The following is a 25,127-nucleotide window of genomic DNA, read 5'->3' as shown; positions in this document are numbered from 1 at the left end:
AAGTCTTCACGCACATAGCCTAGATGTTCCCTCCCCCGGTCCAAAGGAACCCTCGTGGATAACCAGCAATCCAAGTGGCATGACCGGCCCTCTTTCAACCGTCCATACGCAGGCCCCTCGACTACAAGTCGGGTGGAATTCTTAACAAGATGCAGGATTCTTAACGGAACACGACGTAGATTTTGGAATAAAAATCGGCGCGATTGCGATTGTTCTCTTTATGTTCTATGGTGGTGTATGGCCCTGAGCAGGAACTCGAAAGCCTGCGCATTGATCAGAGCGTTTTTCATATTGTCGGCCCGGGAGAAGAACATTTTCAGCTACTAACGGCGTTCGACGCCGGTCGACACGCATCCTTTTTCCTGGGCCGCGTCCGATCGGTCAACAGCGGAAACAGATACGAATTCCTCGCGGACGCGGCGGTGCGGGCGCAACTGGCTCGGATCAGCCGGGACAGGGCGACTTTCCAGGAAGAGAGCGAGAAACTCGCAACAGCGTTCAATGAAGCTCACGGAGGCAGCACGGCTGTCGGTGCCTTCTTGATCTTCTCGCTGTCTTGTTCAGGTGGCCGGGTATTTGCGCTTCTGAAATTCGAGGACGAAAAGGTTCTCAGTTACGACTAGGACGTCAGTCGCGGGCGTTCGGAAGCCGAAGCCGACCTTCGGCGAGATTGAGCGGACTTTTGTCCAGAACCGCAACGCCCTGCAGAAAGCCGCGCTCATCAAGCTGGGCAAAGAGCGCGACGAAATCTGCGTTGTCGATCGTCAAAATCCGCAGCGGCCTGCAGCCTATTTCGAACAGTTCTTGCTCGTACGACGCCAGCGAACGGAAGAGGAGTTGACAAGGACAATCGTCGAGGTCACGCGCAACATTGCGCACAAGCACAAAGACATACTTCCGCGGGACGCGATGAAAAATCTGGCGCAACGCCTCTACGACGCCAGCCAGTCCGGCGGTTCTATCGACGGCGAAAGTGCTGAAAATTGGCTGAAGAGCATTTTCGGGCCGCTGCCTGATGATAGCCCCGTGCTGACAGACTTCAAGGCAAAGCTGAAGCGCGAAGGAATGGCGGGCGAATCGTTCGTGCTCCAAAAGAACGCAATTCAGGCGCCCAAGAACCGTCGCGTCGAGACGGCAAGCGGGGTCAAATTGACCTTCCCTGTCGGTTTGATGTCTTCAGTCATTTCGGTAAACCGCGACAAGGGCGAGATCATCATTAGGGACAAGATCACACTCGATGACTTCGAGCTCAACACATCTGGTCGAACGCGTACGTGAGCTTGTCGCGAACGGCGCCGTGGCGGACGAACGTATTGACGCCCTTGTGTTGCGAGGGCGGCTGCCGTCTGTCGATGCGCAGATCGCCTGGCTCGGGTTCGTCGACGACGTCCCAACGCCGTTCTCGTCATTGCAAGTCTATAATCCAGCACTCGGTGGCGATCTCGTTACGGGTGATATTTTTGATTCGACGCGCGAGATCGTGATCACGCTCGGAAAGCCGACTGCCGACGGCTGCGCTCGACATCCCACATTATTTGGTGCAACGAACTCTGCTCCCGCGCGTCGCGATCGCCGACTTGAATTCCAATCAGGCATTTCGCGCACGAGGATTGGAGTTCGCTTCATGGGATTTCGCGCAAACGCCACCGCCAGCGGAGCCTTTGCTTGGGTCTATCGACCCGACTCGCTATGTTCGTGACTTTGTCCCCGAACGTGAAATCGTTACCGATCTCAATCCCTGGCTGTTATTGGCCGCGCCAGCGGTTTCATCGCCGGCGTATCAAGCTTGGGAAACGGTTTCTGCCCGCAGATTGTTGGGCGGTCTCGTCTCCCGCGCCTGGCTCGAGGATGGCCAGGTCTGGCTGCACGCGGCGACGCCTCCGATCTATCGCATTAGAGCCGATGATCCTGCCCTGCCCGGCGCTCGTTCTCGATTGACTGAATCCGCCAACTGGGTTTTTCTTTCGGGGACAGATGTCGAGGCACGCCACCTGCTCTTTTCCGGTGAGTTGGCTCGGGCGAGCCGTCCTCAGCAAGATCTCGCTACGACATTGGAGCAGGCGCTTGAGGCGGCCAAAGCTGCCTATGAAGCTCACGTCCAATCATCGAGCCGCGAGACTCTGAAGGCGCTCGCCGATCTCCGCAAGACCGTGATTGATGAAACTCAGAAGGTAGCGCAACGGGCGCAGGATCTTGCGGCTACGCTCTGGCGCGACCTGGCCGTCTCGGCAGCGCCTTTCATACTGAAAATCCTGGGTGATGCGGCCAAGACACCGGGTCCTCTCATCTCTTCCTTATTCTACTTTGCGGCCGCCGCATTCATCGGCCTGTCGTTCGCCTTGCAGTGGCGGATCAATGGCGCGTTCTTCCAAAGCCAAGCCTCGTCCCGACGGAGCTGGATGCAAAGTCTTTTTAGTTACATCTCCGTTCGCGAGCGGGAAGAAATCGCTGAAACGCCCATCGAACAAGCGATGAAGAACTATCGGGAGACCCGCGCCGTACTGCTTGTTGTCTATGGACTATTGATCGGAGCTCTCGTTTCCGCCGGTGTCCACACTCTACACGATGTAACGCCCTCATCTTCGAGCCCCGCTACAGGCGTCGCGCCCAGCCCAGCACCAGTTCCGCCGCCTCCGGCAAAGCCGCCGTAAATTCGAGCGGTTTCAAGATTTCTACTAGCCGCGCAGCCCATCACACGCTCATCATGTCTGCTTCGACCCTAAAGCGGGATGGGTTAGGCTGAATCGATTTGGAGATCTCAAATCAGTCTGTTTCTGATTCACCATGCTGGCTGGGCGGAGGGCAGCATGGATGGGCAAGCCTTATTCTTTGGATCTTCGCAAGCGGGTGGTGGCGGCGATTGAGGGCGGAATGTCCCGCAATCGGGACGCCAAGCAGTTTGGAGTGGCGATCAGCACAGCGATAGGCTGGATGAAGCGGGTCGATGAGACGGGCAGCGTTGCTCCGGGCCAGATATCTTGTATGCGATCCCTGACCTTCGAGGAAAGCGATGCGCCGGCCTCCGCTACGGCCTGTAACTCGATTTGAATGGGAAAGCGTTTGAAGGCCACCTCCGGCAGCCGGTATCGCGCAAGCTCAAGATCGACGGCAAGCCCCTCCTTGACCGGCTTCATCTTCGACGTCAGCCATTCCAGCGTGCCGGAAGGCCCGGTGAAGCCTTGGGCGGCGAGCCGCGCCGCGAAAACGCCGTCTGCGGCTGTGGCGGCAAGTCCCATGGCTTTCATCATGCTGATCGCGCCGCTGTTGATGACGAAGCTCGTGAAGCCGCGGGCGGCGGAAATTCCAACCGCGTTGGCGATGGCCTCTTTTGGAAGCCCCCAGATCTTGCCCGCAATCAGAGGGATGCCGTAGGAGGCCGCGCAAACGGGGTGGAAGCCGCGCTCAATGAAGGAGATGGCGTCATTAACGCGCATACTGACCTCATAGCCTGCGACTATCGCTTCGATGAGCTCGCGGCCAGATCGTCCATTCTCCTCGCATAGAGCAATCGCCGTCGGCAGCACCTCGCTCGGATGAAGTGGTTCGGTGCCAATATAGGTATCGTTCAGATCGAGGGATCGAACGAGGACGCCATTGACGAATATCGCGCCTTCTATGGTAGCTGACCGCGGATAGCCGATCACTGTGGCTGTATCGCCGTCTCCGAAAGTCTTGCGAATAGTAGTTTGAGCAATATTCGAAGGCTCGGATCCTACCGATCCGAATGCGCATCCCAGGGTGTCGAGAAGCACGCGCTTGGCAGAGGTGATAACATCGGCGGGCAGAGCTTCATACTTGAGCGAAAGTGCGAATTCGGAAAATTTCTGCTCAAGCGTCACTTTCTGCCGATCCCCCTCGTCAGCGGCAATCGCTGATCCAACGAGGCGAGAACCGTCGGACCCGTTTTCCAGAAGGAAGCTCGCGCATGCGGCCGTTGCGGATCGCGCAAGAAATTCACGACGTTTTATGAAAGCCTCCGCTATGAAATTGCTGCACGGCTCCGATGGCGCCACTAAGGGCTGCAACAAAATCGCGATAAGCCTAGTGGAAAAATTCAGAAATCGACAATGGTCGCGCCGTCAAAGAATGGAGCACGCGAAGCCAAAAGCACAATCCACAGCGCAAGCACCGGGACGCTGACCTTGACAGGCCGCGGGGATCAGCCGGCACGATGGCGTACGGAATTCGTTTGCCGTCGGTCGCCGGGACTAATTTGCGTTCTCACGTTACCACCAACAGAACGCAATGCCCTAAGTCCCATCGATTGCAGACGAGCCGCACCAGTTTCGCACCAGAAACAACCTGAACGAACCGCAACAAAACGCGAACGAAATCAAACGAAACCTCTATACAATCAACAAACCTGATCGATATCCTGCCGCTCAGAACGGCTTGGTTGCTGGTCGTACGCCTTCCGAATCTGCAGCTAAATCAATCGTGCTCCGATCGGAATGCCACAGATGCGAGCTCCAGCGAACATTTAGGATATCGTTCGGTCCCCGATTCACAGTCAGGGTCTCGGCAAAGATTGGCGTCCTTTTTGTACGCCATAGCTATCCAGCGGCCATACCTGTGCACTTGATTCCTTTCTTGCTGGAGCAGCCCACGGTCTTATCGCATCAGAGACCGATCATGGTTCGGGGAGGAGGCATGCCGGGCAAGAACGAACAGACACGGACCGAGGTATTTGGGCCGGCAGATTCCAGCAAGATGCCGCCTGCCACGAAGCGCCCTCGCAAGAACCGTGGCATGCCGCCGCCCGCGACCTTCGATGTCGATACATTGCCGAACAGCTCTAATTTGACGGCACTAGAGGCGGCCGCGGTTATCCGGCGCACGCCCGGCGCACTGGAGCAGTGGCGGCGCGATCCGAACCACGCCCTGAAATGGCGCTACGTCGATGGCCGGCCACTCTATCGTGTCGATGCAGTGCGGGACTATCTGGCCAAGTGCGGCAAAACCACTAAGGCCCCTCAGCCGCATAATGCTCACGCAGACGCCCGAGGAGCTCGGCCTTGATCGGGTCTAGCGGATTCGTCCGCTGCAGGCGCACGATTTTGCCGACCCTTTTCGCGCCGACCAACTCCGCAATGTAGTCGTGAGCTGCTTCGAATGCCATCTTGCGGATGATCCACTGTTCGTCGTGATTGTAGACCTGATCGATTCCGCTTGGCTTTTGCCCAACACACAACCGCTGGATTTCGTTGTCATAGCCACAGCGTGACATGATGGTGCGCAAGCTCCGCCGTAAGTCATGCATGGTGAACTTGGCGACGCTCGCTTCCTTGACCAGTCGGTCGACCATCTTGGTGAAGCCGGACATCAGGCCGCCGGTCTTTGGTGACGGGAAGACATAGTCGGAAGTTGCCCGCTGGAAATATTTCGCGGCCGCGAGCACCTCGTCAACGAGATGGGTGCGCGGCAGGTCGTGGTGCAGGCCCATCTTGGTCCATGTGGCATCGAAGGTGATGCGGTCGTCCATGACGTGCTTCGACCACTCGATCATGGTTGGCTCGCTGCGGCGCGGGCCGCCTAGTAGGCACATCCGTACCAGAAGCCCGAAAGTCCCGAGCTTGCCGGATGCCTGCCAGACCTTGATGATCTCGTCATCGCTCAGCGCGCGTCCCTTGGTGCGGCGCAAGATCCGCTGCGCCCGGGTTTCCTTCGGCTCGCGATAACCAGCCAGCACATTGTGGTCGACATAACCCTCGCCGACGCACCATTCGAGGAAGGTGTGGGTGTGCTTGCGCAGGTCCTTGGCCGCCCCACGCTTGCCGGTCTTGGCAATCTTGTCGACGGCCGCCATGATCTGCCGCCGCGTCAGGTCTCCGACGGCGCTCTCGGCGTGTTGCTTGAGCCCGCGCCGCAGCGCCGACATTGCTGGCTTCCAGTTGACGACTTGGCGTCCGGTCAAGGACGCCTGGTAGGGACCATCTTCAACAATGAGGGTGGTTAGCGTGGTGCGCTGCTTCTCGGCTGCCTGTTGCCGCCTCGCCTCGCGCTTGGCGTCGTTCGGATCCACGCCCTTGAAGACCTCGCCTGCGGCGATGGTGGCGGCCTTGCGCGCTGCCTTCTCATTATATTTGGGCCAGGGGCCGAGGGTCTTGCGCTGGGTTCCCCTCACCCCCGGCTTGGTGAAAAGGTAGACCCAGGTCCGGCCACCGGTAGCGCGCATGCGCAGCGCGAGGCCGGGCAACTTGTCGTCGTGGAGATAATGCTGCGCCTTACCCGGCGGCAACGTCGCGTTGCGGATTACAGCATCGGTGAGTGTCAGCTGGTTGCTCGGCTCCGGCATTTTCCCTGTGCTCCCTGTCGCGGTGTGCCCCGCAGCCGCCGGGACCATCGAAGCGAGGGAAAGTGATCATTGACTTTCCTTCGCTTTTTCCGCCTCGGGGCACACCAGCGTGGAAGGACGGCCCTTGAAGAACAGATGGGCACCGACCCTCCCCGATTTGTGTGCCCCAAGGGAAGATGGCACGGGGGCACAGCGGGGGCATACAAAATGTAGTTTGGTCACTTGTGGCCTATTATGGCCGCATATGGCGAAATCCTTCTTAACGCATACACTTATCTACTTTTTACTATGGCTGGCTCGGGTTGGCTAGGGACTACATATTGTGGTTCACACGGGAGAGGTCCAAGGTTCGATCCCTTGTGCGCCCACCATCCACCTTCCTGAACCCTGCTGATTGTGGACCTATCGTCGACACACAGTGGCGTGTCGGGACCGTCTCAATCACAAAATGTCGAAAACAACCCCATGCACAGTAGCCGGCATCAGTCGGATCAATGGGTTACAACCATGCTATTTTTCCGAAATCGGATTTGACTCGTCGGGCAAAACACCGGCATGATGGCATCGTCGCGGTGGCCTGAGCGGGAGTATTGGGCCATCGCCCTTGGGGCACTAGCTCTTTGTTTTGCGCATGATCTCCCCTCGTCATTGCGAGCGTAGCGAAGCAATCCAGAGTCTTTCCGCGGAGACAGACTGGATTGCTTCGCTGCGCTCGCAATGACGGAGCAAGGGGTGAGACCGCGCCGGCTGACGCGCACGCCTCCTCGAGCTTCAAGCCGCCCGCGCCGGCCGCCAAGCCGCGTAAAGACCGACCAGGGTTCCGATGGCAACCAGTGCTGCGGCCAGCAGCAGCTGCAATTCCCCGTCGTCGGTGGTGCCTACGGACGACACAAGTCTGCTCACGACGACGAACAGAACGCCCACGGAGGCTGCTGCCCCCACGCCGAGATAAGCGAGTTCGCGCGTCAGGTTGCGGCCGAGGAGTCCGAGCGCCGTGAAATACATCGCGCAGGCGTTGGGATGAACGAACAGGGCAATGCGCGCGTAAGGGCCGTAGGCGTCGAGGAGGGACTCACAGCGGTTCAGTGCCGCCTTTGAGGCAACCCGCTGCAACAGCGGTCTGAAAAAGCGAGCCTGTCCGTAACTCAGGACGGCGCCCGCGATGATGGCCAACCACGCCACGATGAAGACGGGGACGTCCGCGGGCTTCGGATTGAGCGCTACGGACATCAGGATAAGAGCGGTTCCGGGAAAATAGCCAAAATACGGGAAGACCGACTCGAGTAGCACGCAGACGAATATGAAGACCGGAAACCACGACGAACCGGTTGCATCCTGGACGACGGCGTTCAAGTCGAACAGATCAGTCTTGTACAGGACGAGGTACATGCACATGGCCAATCCGGCCAGCGCGTAAAACGGCAACGCCCCCGACAGAAACCGCCTCATCCAGCTATCGCGCTTGGTTGCGCAGACACAGCGGAAACCATCGATAAACGCCCCCTACCCAATCGACAAAATCTCGATCTCCTGCGCACCCGATCCCACGACATCTCCGACCGCCTTCCCCATCAACGACTTTGCCACCGGCGCCACGAACGAGATCGTGCCTGCCTTGGGATCGGCTTCATCCTCGCCGACGATGCGATAGGTTTGCACGCGGCCATCGGCGCGGCTGAAGGTCACCGTGCTGCCGAAGGCGACGACCTCGGTCGAGGCCGGGGCGGGAACGACCTGCGCCGTGCGCAGCCGTTCGGTGAGATAGCGGGCGTCACGCAAGGGCACTGCCGATTGCCGGCGCTTTTCGTTGACGTCTTCGATGGCTTGCGCAGCTTCATAGGCTTCGCGCGCGTCCTGAAGCTGCCTTTGCAACGCCTGCAGGCCTGCTTCCGTCACGAGGTTTGGATGCGGCGAGATCGGCCGATCCGGCAACAGCGTCTCGGCGGCGGTTTCCGCGCTCTCTTCTTTGGTAAAGGCAACGCTCAAGTCGAAATTCCTGTCGAACTGTTCGGGCTCATGGCCAGGATCATATCTCAAGTTCGACGAAACGGCGCAGCTTGAAGACGATGTCCGGCATGGCCTGGCGGAACCGCGTGGCATCCCGGAATGTGGTCGAGAACGGCGCGAAGGTGATCATCGCATTCCAGTGCCTGTAACCGTAGACCGTGACGGAGGCACCGGTCGCCGGAAAATTCTCCAGCTTGCGCAGCTCGCCCAGGACGAGATCGGCGATCGCTTCAGCAGGCAGCAACTGCTTGCCATCAGGCGTCGTCGCGATCTTCGCGGGCGGCTCGACCGGCTTCGCGGCAGCCGCCGCCGCACCGGGCGCGTTCTCGGAATTGTTCTCTGCGTTGTTCTCGGCCTTGGCCGGCGGCGTATCGGCGGCGGGCGGCTCGGCCAGCTCAAATCCGTTCGTCGGCGCTGTCGGCGGCGGAACCTCGATGAGCGGCGGCGGCACAATACTGTCTGCGGCGCGCCTGTTGCCTCCCAGGATGCTGCTGATCATGGCCACGAGGCCAGCATCCTTCACGTCGTCACTCATTAGTCCCCCTAGGCTTCGGCCTACTCTAGCACCGCTCGCGCGGACCGCCACTGGGGATGTATGGCCGGATTCCGCCCGGCCAAGGTCCTATTTTGACGCGATGGCACCGGCGGTGCGATGCCCGATCACGCCGCGCCGCCGTGCGATCCGTCACTGCTTATCGAACGGAATGTATTGCTGGTACTGCTTGGGCACCGAGCTGCGGTAGCGCGCGGGCACCGTGCCGCTGTCGACCGAGTGATCGATCTCCTGCTGCCGCGTCATCTTCTTCTTCGCCGGCTTCTTCGACGCACTCTTTTTGGAGTCGGTCGGCTGGCTGGAAGCGTCATTGGTTGCGCCCGGCGCGGTCGTCGTCGCTGCCGGCGCGGCGGTTGTCGTCGCAGGCGCCGCGGTTCCGGCGGCGGCTGGTGCGCCCTGCGCCAACGCGAGCGGTGTCTGCATGAGAAGCGCCAGCGCTGCTGTCGCAGCCAGCAAGTATGATTTCTGCATTAGAACCTCCAAAATACCTGATCCGAATAAGGCAAGCGTAGTTCTCCGGGATCGACGCGTGCAAGTCCGTTCACGATAGGCTCGAACCCCACCGTGAACTGTGGCCGAGATCACATTGCCGGCGGCAGGCTGCGTCATGATGTGCCTTGTCGCGAACGCAAGGCATTCTGGCGACACCAACACAGGCATGACTGCGCAACAGACGAGCCAGGCTCGCTGACATTCCCACCCACTCGCTCTCGAAGGAGACTGACATGCGTCGCACCATCCTCACTCTCGCATCGCTCGCGGCCCTGCTCGCCGTAGCATCCCCGGCCGCCCAGGCACATCCTGCGAACGATCGATATTGCATCCAGGGCCGCTCGTGGGGTTACCCCGGCAATTGCCAGTTCGCCAGCTATCAGCAGTGCCTCGCCACCGCCTCCGGCACATCGTCTTATTGCGGCATCAACCCGCGCTACGCGTTCTCGCAGCAGCGCGACTACTGACGAATTGGCGGCGTGCGCGCATGACGCGCGCGCCGCCACAATTTCTACGTGAAGCCGATCCGCTTCGCCGACGCCCCGGCGAATTGAAACGGTGCGAAGCCGCCTGCGTCCGTCGATGACGAGAATGTTATCCGTCATCGCCACGGAGAAATTCACGATGCGCAGCCGCGGCTTGCGGGCAAGGCGCACCTTCCGAAAATTTCGATGCCGGGCAATTGTGATCCATCTCGCTCGTGGCAGGCGTGATCGCGCCTAGGCTGCAAACCCCAGCGCGAGAAACTTTAGCCCGATCTGTTTCATTCGACTTTTCAGGAAGGTGTTTCAATGAGCAGCCGCCACGCAATTGTTCCGCGCGGTCTGAACGCAACGCGTTCGCCGCTTTCGCAAGGCCGCTTCGGCCGCATGTTCCGCAAGCTCGCACCGGCCAAATTCGGCCCGAACGATTCCGGCACGATCGCAAACCTGTCGGCGCTCGCCGACAAGATGATCGCCGGCTTCGACGGGCCGAAGGACGGGCCGGACGCGGAAGAGAGCGGCATTCCTTCGCTCTACACTTATTTCGGCCAGTTCGTCGATCACGACATCACCTTCGATCCGGTCAGCTCTCTGACCAAGCAGCAGGATCCCGACGGGCTCGTCGACTTCCGCACGCCATCGCTCGACATGGACAATCTCTACGGCCGCGGTCCGAACGACCAGCCCTACATGTATGACGGGATCAAGTTCCGGCTCGGCGAGAAGGTCACGGGCGCCGGCGTGCCCGATGCGGTCGACCTGCCGCGCTTCAAGGGCCGCGCGCTGATCGGCGATCCCCGCAACGACGAGAACAGCATCGTCTCGCAATTCCAGGCCTTGATGCTGCGCTTTCACAACCGCATGGTCGACGACAATGACAGCCTGTCGTTCGAAGACGTGCAGCAGCGCGTTCGATTCCACTATCAGTATGTCGTGCTGAACGACTTCCTGCCGCGCATCGTCCACGCCAGCGTGCTGGACGAGCTGAAGACCGCGGGTCACTACGACCGCAGCAAGCTCGCTTACTACCATTGGAAGACCTATCCGTTCATGCCGGTCGAGTTCTCGGTCGCGGCCTACCGGCTCGGGCACTCCATGATCCGCCCCGGCTACCGGCTGAACGACGCGGCCAACATGCTGCTGCAGATCTTCCCCGATCCCAACAATCCCGACCAAAACGCACTGACCGGCTTCCGTGCGATGGGACCGGGACGCGCCATGGATTGGGGCCGCTTCATCGATCTCGACACGCGCCCCTATGGCGCCGAGGACGACGACACCAATCCCGACAACAAGAGGCGGCTGCAGTTCGCCTATCGCATCGATGCCTCGCTGGTGGACCCGCTGCGCAAGCTGCCCCCGGAAGTCGCCTCCAATCCGGCGTCGCTGGCGCTACGCAATCTCGAGCGCAGCTGGCGGCTCGGACTGCCGTCGGGCCAGGCCGTCGCCAGGGCGATGAACCTGACGCCGCTGAGCGACGACGAGATCATCATCGGCAAGGCCGTCGACGAGCCCGGCGCGGGCGATCCGCAAGTCAAGATCGCGAGCATCGCGAACGGCGTGTTCGCCGGCAACTGCCCGCTGTGGGCTTACATCCTGGCCGAGGCGCGGCAAAACGCGACGGACATGGCGATCCCCGCTACCGGCGGGCCCGCCACGGTCAGGACACCGCAGCTCGGACCGGTCGGCGGTCGCATCGTCGCCGAGGTCTTCCTCGGCATGATGTTCGGAGACAATTCCTCCGTGCTGTCGCTCGACCCGCAATGGACGCCGGTGACCGGCTCCGGCTTCGCGTTGAAGGACCTCGTCGCCTACGCGCTCGGCCAGGGCGATCCGCTGCATTGAGCGGGTGACGGACGATGATGCAAGGCCGCTCGTCGTGCGAGCGGCCTTGTGGCCCACTCGCCTCGACGGGCGGGCGGATGGATCCTGGCAGGCGTGCTTCCCTAACGCAAATCTGTCCGCTTCCTGTTGACTCGCATCTCGAATGGAGAAATCCTTTAGCAACAATTGCCATTGCCAATCTCAGCAATACGAACTTCGGCGCCCTCGGTTTTATCGGCGCCATCTGACCAGATTTATTCTGAACAGAAAACGGAGGGGCCGATGCGCGCGCTTGCCTTGAGAACCGTCTCACTTCTCGCCCTCGCTGCCCTAGGCTCGATTTCCGGCACGCCTGCCGCACGCGCGGAGGACGGGACCGATGAGCAATTTGGCAAGGTGCACTTCCAGACCTCCTGCAACGAGGTGGCGCAGCGCCGCTTCGATCGCGGGATGCGTTATCAGCACTCGTTCTGGTACCGGCCCGCAAAAGAGATCTTCGAGGAGACTCTGCAGGCCGATCCGGAATGCGCGATCGCCTATTGGGGCATTGCCCTGAGCCTGCTGTACAATCCGCATTTTCCCGCGCCAAAGGAAAACCTTACCGCAGGCCTTGTCGCGCTGCAGAAGGCCAAGGCACTCGGCGCCAAGAGCGAACGCGAACGTGACTATATCGACGCGCTGCGGGCCTTCTATTCGGGCGACGAAAAGACGACGTTTGGCCAGCGCGCGCAGTCCTATCTCAAGGCAACCGAAGCCGTCGCCGCGCGCTATCCCGATGATGACGAGGCACAGATCGCCTACGCCATCACGCTGAACGTCACGGCGTCGCCAAACGACAAGACCTATGCCAACCAGCTCAAGGGCGCTGCTATCCTGGAGCCGATCTTCAAGCGCCAGCCGCGGCATCCCGGCGTCGCACATTACCTGATCCATCTCTATGACTATCCGGCGATCGCAGAGCAAGGACTCGACGCTGCCAAGCGTTATTCCGAGATCGCGCCGGCGGCACCGCACGCCTTGCATATGCCGTCGCACATTTTCACGCGCGTCGGCTACTGGAACGAATCCATCGACGCCAATAGCCGTTCCGCCAAGGCTGCTAAGGAGGGCAAGGACCCGAGCGAGCAGCTGCATGCCGACGACTATATGGTCTACGCCCTGCTCCAGCTTGCGCAGGACAGCCGAGCCAGCGAGGTCATCGCGGATATGATTGCGACCACGGGCTATGCGCCGGCTGTCCGCGCCGGACCCTACGCGATAGCGGCCAGCCAGGCGCGCTATATGGTCGAACGCGGTGATTGGCAGGGCGCTGCCGCGCTGAAAGTCGAGCCGAGCCGGTTTGCCTATGTCGATGCGATCACCTATTTCGCTCGCGCCCTTGGCGCCGCGCGCTCCGGCAATGCAGACGCTGCAGCGGCGGACATCGCCAAGCTGGCGGAGTTGCGGGACAAGCTGCAGCAGGACAAGGACGCCTATTGGACCGAAATCGTGGACATTCAGCGGCAGGTCGCCACAGCCTGGCAGCTCAACGCTCAGGGAAAACAGGCGGATGCGCTGGAAGCGATGCGCCTTGCCGCCGATGCCGAAGACAAGACCGAAAAATCCATCGTGACGCCGGGTCCGCTTGCTCCCGCACGCGAGCTTTACGGGACCATGCTGCTCGAACGCGGCATGGCGACGGAGGCATTGGTCGCGTTCGAAAGCACCATGCGCAAGGAGCCGAACCGATTTGGCGCGACCATCGGCGCCGCTCACGCGGCCGAGAAAGCGGGGGATGCTGTGAAGGCCCGCCAGTACTACGCCAAAGTCGTCGAAACGGCGAGAAATGGCGACTCATCGCGGGAGGACCTCGCGGCCGCACGAAAGTTGATGGCTCAGAATTAGCAAAGGTGCCGCGGCAGCTTCCATGCGCCTGACAAGCAAATTCGTTGCAATCAGCGCAGCCACTGCGCTGCTCTGCGCAGCCGCAGCGCTCTGGATATCGCGATCCGGCGAACCGGCACGCGCAACAGCGGCCTCCGGCGAGGTCCGCCCGGTGTGGACGGAAATCGACTGGCCTTTCGGCGCGGATCCCTGGGGGAAAGGAAAGGCGTTTCGCTGCAAGGCCGAAGATTGCGGCGGCGAGGTCCTGCTCTACGTTCGCCCCAAGCTCGGCTTTTGCAATTGCGCCACCGGCGTTGCCGACGACGGCGACCTCGAACAGATGGGCGACCTGGCGCTGATTGGGAAGGCAACGCCGACGGCTGCCGGCCGAGAGATCGTCGTCGGTCCGATGCGCGGCCGCAGCAGGGCCTATCGCGTCGAGGGGAACCCCAAGGCCGCGCTCTCACTCGCCTTCAATCAACGCTGCGACATGGTCGCCGCGACGGCCTTGCTCGCACCGGGCGCGACCGCGTCACTGGAGCCGGCGGTGCTGTCATTCCTTAATAGCGACCGCATGCTGAAATGGGCCGAGATCGCGCTTGGGTTATGACTCAAAGCAATAGCTGAATTGAAGGCGACAATCTCGGCGCGCTGGTTACCGCGCAGCCCGCAGGCCGATCTCCTCCAGCCGCGTCGCGAACCAGCGCGACAGCGGCTGATCGAGGACGCCGCCGACATAGACCTCCGAGATCGTCACATGGTGCTTGTCCAGCACCAGCAGCACGCCGATCCAATAGGCGAACCAGACATGCGCATCGGTCAGCGCCATCAGCTTGTGCTGGTCGTGGTCGAGCGCGGTGTGATTGCTCGCCTTGCGGATCTCCACGGTGAGTAGGTTGTTCGGGATCTCGCGCTGATGCACCACGACGTCAGGGTAGATCGACTTGCCCAGATGATCGTCGGTCGAGACGATGGTGCCGTGCGGCAGATGCAGCGTACGCTCGCCGAGCCGGTCGTAGTTGCAGTCGACCGACCAGCCGGAGAATTGCTTCTCCAGATGCACGGCGAAGCGGTGCGTGATGGCACGCTCCCCTATGTCCTTCTCGAACAGGAATGCTTCGTGGGCGTAGAAGTCCCGGAGCGCCGCTATCACCTTGTTCAGCTCGGTCTGCATCTTGCCCCCGGCTCATCACGCGCATTCCGATGCGCCGTCACCGGACCCTCATGGTGAGGAGCGCGGAACGCGCGTCTCGAACCATGAAGGCCCGTATCCCGCCTGTCACCATCCTTCGAGACGCCCGCGTACGCGGGCTCCTCAGGATGAGGCCGGAATTCGCGGCGCGATCGACCAGACCTACATCTGGACTTCGATTAGCCGCGGCCCGGGCTCGGCGACGGCTTCGGCCAGCGCCTTGTTGAACTCGTCCGCGTTGGTGACGGCGCGGCCGGGCACGCCCATGCCCCTGGCCAGCGCCACGAAATCCAGCGTCGGCCGGTCGAGGCGAAGCATGTCGTTGGCGCGCTGGCCGGGCTCGCCGGCGCCGACATTGTCGAACTCGCCGCGCAGGATCTGGTAGATGCGGTTGGCGAACACGATGGTGACGATGTTGAGGTTTTCGCGCGCCTGCGTCCACAGCGACTGGATCGTGTACATCGCGCTGCCGTCGCCGACCATGCAGATCACCTTGCGGTCCGGGCAGGCGATCGCGGCACCGATCGAGAGCGGCGTCGAGAAGCCGATCGAGCCGCCCATGTTCTGGAGCCAGTCGTGCGGAGCAGCCGCCGCCGTCGGCGGGAAGAAGGCGCGGCCGGTGGTGAGGGATTCGTCGACCAGGATTGCGTTCTCGGGAATCGCATAGGCGATCGACTGGGCGATCGAGGCGTGGGTCAGTGCGCCGGTCGGCTTGAGCAGTTCGGCCGAAGCCTGCGGCTTGACGTCCTTCGCGCTGGCCTTCACCGCGCCGGCGAGCGCTTCCAGCGCTGCGACCGAATTCTCACCCCAGGAGGTCATGCGATGCACGTCGCAGCCCTCGGGCTTGAGGATGCTCGGCTTGTTCGGATAGGCGAAGAACGCCACGGGATCGTCGGACTCGACCAGCACGATGTGACGGAACCTCGCCAGCATCTGCAGCGCGTTGTCGATCACGTAGTGGATGCGATCGATCGAGAAGCGGCCGCGGCCGCGCGCCATTCTCGGACGGAAGGTCGGGCCCATCACGGTGCAGCCGGTCCTGGCGGCGATGCGCTCGGCCAGCGCCAGGCCCTGCTCGCTCAGCGCACTGCCGGTCATCAGCAGCAGCGTGCCCTCGCCGTCGCCGTGCAGGATTTTTGCGGCCTGCTCGACCGCCTGCGGCGAATAGCTCGCGCGCTGCTGCTCGGCCGGAACCTCGGCGATGCCGTCCGCTTCGTTCCAGGCGGTGTCGGCGGGCAAGATCAGGGTCGCGATCTGCGGCGGCGCGCTCTTGGCGGCGGCGATCGCCGCGGCGCCGTCGGCGGCGACCGATTTGGAGTCCGGCGAGGTGCGGACCCAGGACGACATCGGCCGGGCCAGGCCCTCGATGTCGGAGGTCAGCGGCGCGTTGTAGCCGATGTGGTAGACGGCATGCTGGCCGACGATGTTGACGATGCCGGAATTCGCCTTCTTGGCGTTGTGCAGATTGGCAAGGCCGTTGGCGAGGCCGGGACCGAGATGCAGCAGCGTCGAGGCCGGCGTGCCCTTCATGCGGAAATAGCCGTCGGCGGCGCCGGTCACCACGCCTTCGAACAGGCCGAGCACGCAACGCATGCCGGGCACGCGGTCGAGCGCTGCGACAAAATGCATCTCGGAGGTGCCGGGGTTGGAGAAGCAGACGTCGACCCCGCCCTTGACCATCGTCCGCACCAGACTTTCCGCACCGTTCATCCGTCAGCTCCCGCAACCGGCAATGTTCCAACAATCCGTCCGATCAATCATTGTTCGCTCGTCTCGTCAAAGCAATAGCCGGCATCGCCGCCCTGCCCCGCGCAGCGATGCGCCGGTTTGACTAACGTTTTCTTCCAACTGGCGCGGTTGCCGATTTGGTAACTTCCTTCATTAAGGATGCCTCCCTCACGGGGCCGTGGCTTGCGGAAAGCCCGCAAATATGGCCTGTAACTTCAGTTGAATCGATTTTTTGCTGGGGGAACAATGATCCGGTATTTTGCCGCGCCGATTGCCGCCATCGCACTGCTGACGGCTACCGCCGGCGGCGCCTTCGCCGAGGAGTTCGACTCGCGCGACATCATGGGCGGCGGCCCGAATTTCTTCCGCGGCGGCTCGAGCCCGGTCCCCCGCACCACCGTCATGTACAACGGCAATTACGCCCCCGGCACGATCGTGGTGAACACCTCGGAGCGCCGGCTCTATCTGGTGCTCCAGAACGGCCAGGCCCTGCGCTACGGCATCGGTGTCGGCCGCGACGGCTTCCGCTGGGGCGGCGTGCACAGGATCACCGCCAAGAAGGAATGGCCGGACTGGACGCCGCCGTCGCAGATGCTGGCCCGCCGGCCGGACCTGCCGCGTCACATGAAGGGCGGCGTCGAGAATCCGCTCGGTGCGCGCGCGATGTATCTGGGCTCGACGCTCTACCGCATCCACGGCTCCAACGAGCCGGAGACGATCGGCCAGGCGGTGTCCTCGGGCTGCTTCCGCATGACCAACGACGACGTCACCGACCTCTACGGCCGCGTCGGAGTCGGCACCACCGTGGTCGTGCTGAACAACTAGCAGGAACCGACGGGCGCGTGGATATGCGGTCTTGTGCGCGCGACGCGAATACGGCAGCGTCGCTTGGCAATGAGCGCATTAGCCCCGCCTTCGTCCGGCTTTCGCATCGCCCTGCTGGCGCTCGCCACCGTCGCGTTTGCCCCTGACACCGCTACCATCGCCGTCGCGGGGGAATTGCCCGCGATCGTCTCGCGTCAGCGCGCCGAGAAGAAGAGCTTTACCGACGGCGAGATCGTCGATGGCTTTCTGAAGACGGCGTTCGGCGCCGAATATCACCTTGCCGGCCGTGTCGACCGCATCCGCAAGTTTGACGGGCCGGTGCGCGTGTTCGCCGAGAGCGACCGCGCCGACCGCAAGGCGCAGCTCGCAAAAGTCGTGGCCGACATCGGCAAGCACGTGCAGCATCTCGACATCGCCATGATCGACAGCAGCGAGGCGGCGAATGTGCGGGTGAAGCTCGTGCGCGACCGCGATCTGTTCCGCACCATCTCGAGCTTCTACGGTGCGGAGAAGGCCCGCGAGATCCGCACCTCGCTCGATCCGCAATGCCTGTCAGGCTTCCGCAAGAACGACAATTTCGAGATCGAGCATTCCGACGTCATCCTCACCGTGGACAACGGCGATTTCACCTTCCTCGACTGCGCCTATGAGGAGCTGCTGCAATCGCTCGGCCCGATCAACGACACCGCGAGCGTGCCCTGGACCATGTTCAACGACAACGTCTCGATGGGCTATTTCGACGTCTACGACCAGTACATCCTGAACCTGCTCTACGATCCCCGCATCAAGGCCGGCATGACCGTACAGGAGGTCAAGGCGGCGCTGCCCGACGTGCTCGCCGATGTGCGCGTGTGGGTGAGGCGTGTCAACGATCTGAAGGAATGAGGCGACGCTTTCCCTCTCCCCTTGCGGGAGAGGGTGGCTCGACGCGAAGCGGCGAGACGGGTGAGGGGTCTCTCTCCACGCGCGAGCCTTTGGCTTTCGAATCCGCTGAAGCAACCCCTCATCCGGCGCTTCGCGCCACCTTCTCCCGCAAGGGGAGAACGGAAGAGACCGCCTTATTGCACAAGATCGGCAACGATGGTCGCGGCCTTGAGGCCGGTGCCGGTGAGGACCGCGACCGTGGTCTCGTTCGCCTTGATGGCACCGGCGACGGATAGTTTGTCCAGCGCGGCGGCGGCACTTGCGCTGGTCGGCTCGGCGAACAGGCCCTGCCGCGCAAGACGCCGCAGCGCGGCGACGATCTCGTCCTCGGTGAGCGCTACGGTGCCGCCGCCGCTCTCGCGCAACGCGGCGATGATCTCGCGCAGGCGCAGGGGATGCTTGATCGCGGTACCTTCGGCGATGGTCTTGCTGACCTCACGCGCGACAGGGGTGTCGACGCCGGCCTTGAAGCTTGCATCAATCGGCGAGCAATTGAGCGGCTGCGCCGCAAACAGGCGCGGCAGCCTGGTGATCTGACCGGCTTTCAAAAGCTCGCGGAAACCAAAGGCGCAACCCAAAAGGCTGCTGCCGGCGCCGACGGGAACGATGACGTTGTCGGGGGCGCGAAAGCCGAGATCTTCCCAGATCTCGTAGGCGAGCGACTTGGTGCCTTCGAGAAAGAACGGCTGCCAATTGTGGCTGGCATAGAAGGTTTGGCTCGACTGCTGGATGGCCTCGGCCTCCGATTCCTCGCGCGGGCCCTCGACGAGCTGCACCGCCGCGCCATAGGCGCGGACCTGCGCGATCTTGGCCGGTGACGTCGATGCAGGCGCGAGAATCTTCACGCGCATGCCGCCGGCGGCACCTAACCCCGCCATCGACGAGCCGCCATTGCCGGACGAGTCCTCCAGAATGGCGTCGACGCCAATCTGCCGAAGAAAGGACAGCATCACGGCGGAGCCGCGGTCCTTGAAGCTGCCGGTCGGGTTGAACCATTCGAGCTTGAAGAACGGGCGCAGTTCGCCCCAGGCCTGCTGCACCAGTGGTGTGCAGCCTTCGCCGAGCGTGATCGGAGTTTTGATCTCGACCGGGAGCGCCGCCCGGTAGCGCCAGAGTGAGCGCGCCCGGCTGTCAATGTCCTCGCGCGAGATCCCCGTCCCCGGCGTCACCAGCAGCGGCGTGCGCTCGTCCGAACACCAGCGCGGCTGGTCCAGCGGATAGAGCTTTCCGTTGCGAGGGTCGATGTAGGCGGCGGCGGGCATGGCGGTCTCCAAGGCAGAGGCAAAGGCGATCTGTAGGTTTGGTTTGATGACACGTTTTGTCCGGAAACTCGACGCCCGCCGCACCATCCGTGCACGCCCCCTTGAAAGCACGAAAAAGATAATTACTTCATCGGCTTACAGCGATCTCACCGGGGTCGGCCCGTGCGGTAGCGTGGCTCTCACGCAGCCCCTGCTGGCTCGGTGATGATGGGGATTTGGCCGCAAGCCGCCTGCCCTGCGCAGCACGATTAACTTGTCTGTCGTGGCTGGCCGCTACAATATGTTGGATTGCGTCGCCGGTGACCGCATCGGCAACGCCGCAGAGCCAGGCCCGTCCGAGCGGCGGGCCGTTGGCTTTTTGGGAGTTTGGTCATGAGCCGCGCGAACCGTACCGACCACATCCGCCTCACCTCCCATCCGGAGCCGGGCAGGACAGCCGCCTTCCCGATCCACTGGGGCGCAGCCGACGCGCGTATCCGCGGGCCGATCATCGGCACGGTATCGCGCGCCGCCGATCGCAACGTGATCGGCAGCCATGGCGGCTCCTATGCGATGTACCGCGCGCTCGCGGTGTCCGCGGGCGCGCTCGATCCGATTCGTAGGCCCGATCTCACCAACACCTTTCCGGCCGCGACCATCGGGCCGTTCGAGCAATGGCGCGATCCCGCAAAAATCGTCGCGCTCGATCCCTGGGGGCATCTCGTCGCCGAGAATTTCGGCAAGGACATTGCTGAGGGCATCGACATCAGGCCGAGCATCGCGGTGACGCGGGCGCGGCTGGACCTGCCGGAGATCCGCGAGGCGCTCGCCGCCAAGCGCCTGCGCGCCGACGGCGACGTCGTGCATGCCAATGGCAGTGTGTCGGTGGTGAAGATCGCGATTGACCCGGTCTGGTATCTGCCTGGCCTTGCCGAGCGCTTCGCGACCAACGAGACCGAGCTGCGCCGCACGCTGTTCGAGCAGACCGCCGGCATGTTCCCCGAGCTGGTGACCCGGCCGGACATGAAGGTGTTCTTGCCGCCGATCGGGGGCACCACAGTGTACATGTTCGGCGATGTGACAAAACTGCCGGACCATCGCACCAAGATCACCTGCCGCGTCCATGACGAGTGCAACGGCTCCGACGTGTTCGGCTCCGACATCTGCACCTGCCGTCCCTATCTCATCCACGGCATCGAGGAATCCGCGCGCGGCGCACAGGAGGGCGGGCTCGGGCTCGTGATCTACAACCGCAAGGAAGGCCGCGCGCTCGGCGAGGTCACGAAATTCCTGGTCTACAATGCGCGCAAGCGCCAGGAGGACGGCGATGCGGCCGCCGCCTATTTCGAGCGCACCGAATGCGTCGCCGGCGTCCAGGACGCGCGCTTCCAGCAATTGATGCCCGATACGATCCACTGGCTGGGCCTGAAGCGCATCGACCGCTTCCTCTCGATGAGCGACATGAAGCACGACGCGCTGACATCGCAGGGCATCGACATCGTCGAGCGCGTGCCGATCCCGCCCGAGCTCATTCCCGCCGACGCCTATGTCGAGATCGCCGCGAAGAAGGCCGCCGGCTATTACTCCACCGACATCGCGCCGGAGAAGGACGTCGACGGCGTTGTCGGGCGTTCGCTGGAAAAATACTGATCGATTGATGGCAGACGCTTTGGAATTGCAGGCCCGTTCGCTGCTCAGCGCAGCAGCGGTTCGCGCGCGTGCCGGGGAGATACTTGACATCGGCCTTGCCGGCGGACTCACCCATTTCACTGTTGATCTCGATCGCATGGACGGCGTTGCTGATGCCGTGCTCGCGGTGACGCGAAAGGCCTATCCGACGCTGGAGATTCCGTTCCATGCGCGGTGGCGCCATTTTGTGCTTGGCGGCGTCGACCGTTGGGCGCGGCTTGCAGACGCGGCGTCGTGGCCCGATCGCGCGGCGCGGGCGCGCGCGGAGTTCGACCTTGCCATCGTCAGCGTGCTGCTCGATGCCGGCGCGGGCGCGGCGTGGCGATACCGCGACGCTGTGACGCGACAAGAGATCGGCCGGTCGGAGGGACTTGCGATTGCAAGTCTCGACATGTTCGCGAGCGGCCTTTTTTCCCGCGATGCCCGCGCACCGTTCAAGACCGATGCCGACGTGCTCGCGCAACTGCCGCTTGCCGCGCTTACATCCGCCTTTCAGGTGAGCGATGCCAATCCGCTGCTCGGGCTCGAGGGGCGGACCGACCTGCTGCGGCGTCTGGGCAAGCTGGTGGCGGAGCGCGCGGAGGTATTCGGCTCGCACGACACGCCGCGGCCGGGCGGGCTGTTCGATCACATCGCGGCACAGGCGAAGGGCGGCGCGGTTCCCGCACCCGCGATTCTCTCGGCGGTGCTGAACCAGCTCGGACCGATCTGGCCGTCGCGGCTGGAGCTTGCCGGAATTCCGCTCGGCGATTGTTGGCGCCATCCGGCGATCAAGGCCAGCGATGCCACCTCGGGTCTCGTGCCCTTGCACAAGCTGTCGCAATGGCTGAGCTATTCGCTGATCGAGCCGCTCCAGCGCGCCGGAATTGACGTCACCGACATCGACGGCCTGACCGGGCTTGCCGAGTATCGCAATGGCGGGCTGTTCGTCGATCACGAGGTGCTGCGCCTGCGCGACGCCGCCGATGCCGAACATGCGCATGCGGTGGATTCGCTGCTCGTCGTCGAGTGGCGCGCGCTGACCGTGGCGCTGCTCGACCGGCTTGCCGATCTGGTCCGCGCAAAACTCGGCCGCACCCCTGAGACATTGCCGCTCGCCAGCATTCTGGAAGGCGGCACCTGGGCCGCGGGCCGCGCCATCGCCTTCGCGCGCCGCCCCGATGGTTCGCCGCCGCTCAAGGTGATCAGCGACGGCACGGTTTTCTAAACCCTCTCCCCTTGTGGGAGAAGGTGGCTTCGCGAAAGCGAAGCCGGGTGAGGGGTTGTCTCCGCGGGCATATCTCTCACAGGAGTTCGCGGAAAGTACCCCTCATCCGGCGCTTCGCGCCACCTTCTCCCACAAGGGGAGAAGGAAGAAAGGCATCCCGTCATGCAAGGCGTCACGATCGTCGATCATCCGTTGGTGCAGCACAAGCTGACCCTGGTGCGGGACAAATCGATCTCGACCAAATCGTTTCGGGAGCTGATCAAGGAGATCGGCATGCTCCTGTGCTACGAGGTGACGCGTGACCTGCCGCTCGCCGATACCGTTATCGACACGCCGCTGGCGACGATGCATTCGGCCAAGATTGCCGGCAAGAAGCTGGTCTTCGTGCCGATGCTGCGGGCCGGCACGACCTTCGTCGACGGCATGATGGATTTGGTGCCGACCGCGCGCGTTGCGCATATCGGCCTCTATCGTGAGCCGCACAGTTTTGCGGCGGTCGAGTACTTCTTCAAATCGCCGTCCGATCTCGGCGAACGCCTGGCGATCGTGGTAACGCCGGTGGTTGCGACCGCCAATACGGCTGTGGCCGCAATCGACCGGCTGAAGGAGCGCGGCGCCAAGGACATTCGCCTCGCCTGCCTGATCGCCGCCCCCGAAGGTCTCGAACGGCTGCGCGGACTGCATCCGGACGTCCCGATCTGGACGGCTGCGGTCGACGAAGGTCTCGACGAGAACGGCTTTATCCTGCCGGGCCTCGGCGACGCCGGCGACCGCGCCTACGGGACGAGATAGGCGCCGGCCTGCAAACCGCGTCACGGTAGGAACAGCTTCGCCCGCGCAAGGTTTTTCCTGCTCTAGGATGGAGAGCACGATGACCTATCAGGATGACGACCGCAGAGTAGACAGAGCACGCCTCAACAGCCCGGTGGGCTGGGCGATCGGCGCGATCTTCGTGATCGCCGTCGTCGCGGCCGTCTTCTTCTACAATGGACGCGATGTCGGTCCCCAGACCACGACCACCAGCCCGAACAACGCGCCGAGCGTCACCACGGGCTCAACCAATCCGGCCGCCCCGGCAAAGTGATACGAGGGCCGCTCCGTCAGGTCGGCGGCCGCGGCGGCAGATCCTTCGCATCCGCGGGCGCGGGCTTCTCCTTGAGGTCGGCGATCAACCGTTCCATCTCGCCGATCTCCCGCACTTGGGCTTCGATGATGTCGTCGGCCAGCTTGCGGACGCGGGGATCCCTGATGTGCGCGCGCTCGCTGGTGAGAACCGCGATGGAATGATGCGGGATCATCGCCTCCATATAGGCGACGTCGGTCACGGTCTGCTGGCTTCGAACGAGCCAGAGCGAAACCGCAAACACGACGGCGCTGGCGGCCAGAATGGCGACGTTCGCCGTGCGGTTCCTGTACATGCCCCACATGAAAGCGAGCATCACGGCGGCCATGACGGCGCCCATCAGCAACGCCATCCACGTCCGGGTCTGGCTGTACCAGACGTGATCCAGAGCGAAGGTGTTGAGATACATCAGACCGAACATGATCACGGTGGAAGCCGCGATCATCGTGACGAAACGACCGTAAGCCATGAGGAACATTCCCGCTGTCTATCGGGGGATAACCACTCCCCGAGGGATCGTTCCTCGCCGATTCATGATCTGGCGCGGGGCCGACGCGTCGGCGGCAAGAGATTCAGATCTTGCCGTTGCCGCAGATCCCCTTCAGTGACCGCCACTCCGCATCCGTCAGCAGCGGCAGCCCGCTGGCGGGGCGATCCTCCTTCGTCATGCGCGCGAGCCGGTCCTCGGTCAGCGGATGGCTCGCCAGGATCGACGTGAGGCCGCCGCCTTCCTTGCCGGTGATACGGAACATCAATTCGGCTGCGGGCTTCGGCGAACGGCCGAGCTTGTGCATGATGTCGATGGCAAACGTATCCGCAGCGGTCTCGGCCTCGCGTGAATAGGAGGCCTCGACCACGCTGCGCGAGGCGAAGATCACGGCGCTCGAGCCGGTGACGTCGCCGAACAACAGGCCGATCAGAAACGAGGTGCCGCCGTTGTAGATCAGGCCGCGCATGTTGTCGTAATGCTTGAGATGACCGAGTTCGTGGGCGAGTATGCCGGCGAGTTCGTCCGGGCTTTCAGCCTTGTCGAGTAGGCCCTTCAGCACGAACACCTTGCCGCCCGGCAGCGCGAACGCGTTCGGCACCGGGGTCGGCAGCACGCCCGCGGTCATGGAATCGTCGTCGAGGCCGGCGGCATCGCGTAGCCGGTTGACCAGTTTGACGAAGGCCGCCTTCCCCGCCGCATCCTCGCACGCATTGCGGCCGAAGATGGTCTTCACCTGAACCTCCGACGCATCGCCAATGCGCCGCTCGATCGGTTTCGGCACCAGCGGCGCGAGGCGGTCGGCGGCGAGCGGCACGCCGAACAGCACGACGCAGACGATGGAGACGGCGGCAGCCATCGACCAGCCGACGATCTTTGCGACGCCGCGGCGCGAAGTCTGGTGGTCGTCGAGCCGCATGCAGCGCGCGGTCACGTCTGAGGCGAGCAGAGCGTCGCGGATTTCCAGCCGCGCCAGCGGCGGCGCGGAACCGCAGGCGAGCCGCAAAATGCCGGGCGGGCTGTCGGCGCGGCGGATGTCGGCATAGCCCCAGCGAACGGGCGTCGCACCCTCTTCGAGGATCTCGAGCGCGTCACTGAGCGTCAGCGTCACCTGCCGCCTGCGGCTCGACACGCCGTCGAAGAAGATCGTCGGCTTTGCGGACTGCGCCGGGGCTTCGGCGAATACGTCACTCAC

General features: G+C 62.9%; 25 protein-coding genes and 1 pseudogene. 15 read left to right on the top strand and 11 right to left on the bottom strand.

The features are described 5' to 3' along the window. Positions 1-203: 203 nt before the first annotated feature. The 5 genes from ABIB91_RS11370 (at position 204) to ABIB91_RS11350 (ending at position 3,048) form a co-directional block, all read left to right on the top strand. On the top strand, positions 204-623 hold the full coding sequence (locus tag ABIB91_RS11370; protein WP_354167912.1) for a hypothetical protein: 420 nt from the start codon (positions 204-206) through the stop codon (positions 621-623). 46 nt (positions 624-669) lie between these two features. Next, on the top strand, positions 670-1,278 hold the full coding sequence (locus tag ABIB91_RS11365) for a nucleoid-associated protein (protein ID WP_354168087.1): 609 nt from the start codon (positions 670-672) through the stop codon (positions 1,276-1,278). Beyond that, positions 1,238-1,699: a hypothetical protein gene (locus ABIB91_RS11360; RefSeq protein WP_354167909.1), complete on the top strand. Its 462-nt coding sequence runs from the start codon at positions 1,238-1,240 to the stop codon at positions 1,697-1,699. Before ABIB91_RS11365 ends, ABIB91_RS11360 begins: the two co-directional genes overlap by 41 nt. Next, complete coding sequence (locus tag ABIB91_RS11355) at positions 1,662-2,651, top strand: hypothetical protein (RefSeq protein WP_354167906.1); 990 nt, start codon at positions 1,662-1,664, stop codon at positions 2,649-2,651. Before ABIB91_RS11360 ends, ABIB91_RS11355 begins: the two co-directional genes overlap by 38 nt. A gap of 133 nt (positions 2,652-2,784) precedes the next feature. Further along, positions 2,785-3,048, top strand: a complete 264-nt coding sequence (locus ABIB91_RS11350) for an IS630 transposase-related protein (RefSeq protein WP_354167903.1) — start codon at positions 2,785-2,787, stop codon at positions 3,046-3,048. Positions 3,049-3,161: 113 nt separating this feature from the next. Here ABIB91_RS11350 and ABIB91_RS11345 read toward each other — a convergent pair. The 6 genes and pseudogenes from ABIB91_RS11345 to ABIB91_RS11320 form a co-directional block, all read right to left on the bottom strand. After that, positions 3,162-3,839 (bottom strand): annotated as a pseudogene (locus tag ABIB91_RS11345) (MmgE/PrpD family protein); the annotation flags it as partial. Between the two features lie 1,124 nt (positions 3,840-4,963). Beyond that, the gene (locus tag ABIB91_RS11340; protein ID WP_354167900.1) at positions 4,964-6,295 is read right to left on the bottom strand and encodes a tyrosine-type recombinase/integrase; all 1,332 of its coding nucleotides are present in this window, start codon (positions 6,293-6,295) and stop codon (positions 4,964-4,966) included. Positions 6,296-7,066: 771 nt separating this feature from the next. Next, on the bottom strand, positions 7,067-7,744 hold the full coding sequence (locus ABIB91_RS11335; RefSeq protein ID WP_007596452.1) for an SNARE-associated domain-containing protein: 678 nt from the start codon (positions 7,742-7,744) through the stop codon (positions 7,067-7,069). 54 nt (positions 7,745-7,798) lie between these two features. Then, complete coding sequence (greA, locus tag ABIB91_RS11330) at positions 7,799-8,281, bottom strand: transcription elongation factor GreA (RefSeq protein WP_354167897.1); 483 nt, start codon at positions 8,279-8,281, stop codon at positions 7,799-7,801. Positions 8,282-8,321: 40 nt separating this feature from the next. Then, the gene (locus ABIB91_RS11325; protein ID WP_354167894.1) at positions 8,322-8,837 is read right to left on the bottom strand and encodes a hypothetical protein; all 516 of its coding nucleotides are present in this window, start codon (positions 8,835-8,837) and stop codon (positions 8,322-8,324) included. A gap of 150 nt (positions 8,838-8,987) precedes the next feature. Continuing rightward, positions 8,988-9,326 (bottom strand): hypothetical protein, encoded by a 339-nt coding sequence (locus ABIB91_RS11320; RefSeq protein ID WP_007596462.1) that lies wholly within the window; start codon positions 9,324-9,326, stop codon positions 8,988-8,990. 254 nt (positions 9,327-9,580) lie between these two features. Here ABIB91_RS11320 and ABIB91_RS11315 point away from each other — a divergent pair, with 254 nt between their 5' ends. From ABIB91_RS11315 to ABIB91_RS11300, 4 genes are all read left to right on the top strand, one after another. Continuing rightward, positions 9,581-9,814, top strand: coding sequence for a DUF3551 domain-containing protein (locus ABIB91_RS11315; RefSeq protein ID WP_007596464.1), 234 nt, complete (start codon positions 9,581-9,583; stop codon positions 9,812-9,814). 324 nt (positions 9,815-10,138) lie between these two features. Continuing rightward, positions 10,139-11,674, top strand: coding sequence for a peroxidase family protein (locus ABIB91_RS11310; protein WP_354167889.1), 1,536 nt, complete (start codon positions 10,139-10,141; stop codon positions 11,672-11,674). Positions 11,675-11,935: 261 nt separating this feature from the next. Further along, on the top strand, positions 11,936-13,537 hold the full coding sequence (locus tag ABIB91_RS11305; RefSeq protein ID WP_354167886.1) for a hypothetical protein: 1,602 nt from the start codon (positions 11,936-11,938) through the stop codon (positions 13,535-13,537). A gap of 22 nt (positions 13,538-13,559) precedes the next feature. Next, positions 13,560-14,126 (top strand): hypothetical protein, encoded by a 567-nt coding sequence (locus ABIB91_RS11300; RefSeq protein ID WP_354167883.1) that lies wholly within the window; start codon positions 13,560-13,562, stop codon positions 14,124-14,126. 45 nt (positions 14,127-14,171) lie between these two features. Here ABIB91_RS11300 and ABIB91_RS11295 read toward each other — a convergent pair whose 3' ends face one another. Continuing rightward, complete coding sequence (locus ABIB91_RS11295; RefSeq protein ID WP_354167880.1) at positions 14,172-14,690, bottom strand: hypothetical protein; 519 nt, start codon at positions 14,688-14,690, stop codon at positions 14,172-14,174. 180 nt (positions 14,691-14,870) lie between these two features. After that, positions 14,871-16,418, bottom strand: coding sequence for an acetolactate synthase large subunit (locus ABIB91_RS11290; RefSeq protein WP_354167877.1), 1,548 nt, complete (start codon positions 16,416-16,418; stop codon positions 14,871-14,873). Between the two features lie 264 nt (positions 16,419-16,682). On the opposite strand from ABIB91_RS11290, the gene ABIB91_RS11285 reads away from it, so the two are divergent. Both ABIB91_RS11285 and ABIB91_RS11280 read left to right on the top strand, forming a co-directional pair. Next, positions 16,683-17,261, top strand: a complete 579-nt coding sequence (locus tag ABIB91_RS11285) for a L,D-transpeptidase (protein WP_219683059.1) — start codon at positions 16,683-16,685, stop codon at positions 17,259-17,261. A gap of 69 nt (positions 17,262-17,330) precedes the next feature. Next, the gene (locus ABIB91_RS11280; protein ID WP_007596475.1) at positions 17,331-18,146 is read left to right on the top strand and encodes a DUF2927 domain-containing protein; all 816 of its coding nucleotides are present in this window, start codon (positions 17,331-17,333) and stop codon (positions 18,144-18,146) included. Between the two features lie 173 nt (positions 18,147-18,319). On the opposite strand, the gene ABIB91_RS11275 is transcribed toward ABIB91_RS11280, so the two are convergent. Then, complete coding sequence (locus ABIB91_RS11275) at positions 18,320-19,447, bottom strand: threonine synthase (RefSeq protein ID WP_354167872.1); 1,128 nt, start codon at positions 19,445-19,447, stop codon at positions 18,320-18,322. A 372-nt stretch (positions 19,448-19,819) separates the two neighbouring features. Here ABIB91_RS11275 and ABIB91_RS11270 point away from each other — a divergent pair, with 372 nt between their 5' ends. The 4 genes from ABIB91_RS11270 (at position 19,820) to ABIB91_RS11255 (ending at position 23,406) form a co-directional block, all read left to right on the top strand. Beyond that, positions 19,820-21,076 (top strand): GTP cyclohydrolase II, encoded by a 1,257-nt coding sequence (locus tag ABIB91_RS11270; protein WP_007596478.1) that lies wholly within the window; start codon positions 19,820-19,822, stop codon positions 21,074-21,076. A gap of 7 nt (positions 21,077-21,083) precedes the next feature. Next, entirely contained in the window at positions 21,084-22,322 is a 1,239-nt protein-coding gene (locus ABIB91_RS11265) for a URC4/urg3 family protein (RefSeq protein ID WP_354167868.1), read from the top strand. A gap of 162 nt (positions 22,323-22,484) precedes the next feature. Then, positions 22,485-23,114: a uracil phosphoribosyltransferase gene (upp, locus tag ABIB91_RS11260; protein ID WP_219683054.1), complete on the top strand. Its 630-nt coding sequence runs from the start codon at positions 22,485-22,487 to the stop codon at positions 23,112-23,114. Between the two features lie 79 nt (positions 23,115-23,193). After that, on the top strand, positions 23,194-23,406 hold the full coding sequence (locus ABIB91_RS11255) for a hypothetical protein (protein ID WP_007596483.1): 213 nt from the start codon (positions 23,194-23,196) through the stop codon (positions 23,404-23,406). Between the two features lie 16 nt (positions 23,407-23,422). On the opposite strand, the gene ABIB91_RS11250 is transcribed toward ABIB91_RS11255, so the two are convergent. Together ABIB91_RS11250 and ABIB91_RS11245 are read right to left on the bottom strand one after the other, a co-directional pair. Next, on the bottom strand, positions 23,423-23,914 hold the full coding sequence (locus tag ABIB91_RS11250; protein WP_007596484.1) for a DUF305 domain-containing protein: 492 nt from the start codon (positions 23,912-23,914) through the stop codon (positions 23,423-23,425). 103 nt (positions 23,915-24,017) lie between these two features. After that, a complete protein-coding gene (locus ABIB91_RS11245) occupies positions 24,018-25,127 on the bottom strand; it encodes a M48 family metallopeptidase (protein WP_354167863.1) in 1,110 nt (369 codons plus the stop codon).

This window comes from Bradyrhizobium sp. JR4.3, assembly GCF_040547695.1.
GTDB classification, from domain to species: Bacteria; Pseudomonadota; Alphaproteobacteria; order Rhizobiales; family Xanthobacteraceae; genus Bradyrhizobium; species Bradyrhizobium canariense.
Note: the sequence above shows the minus strand (reverse complement) of the source record. Positions and strands in the feature narration are given on the sequence as shown.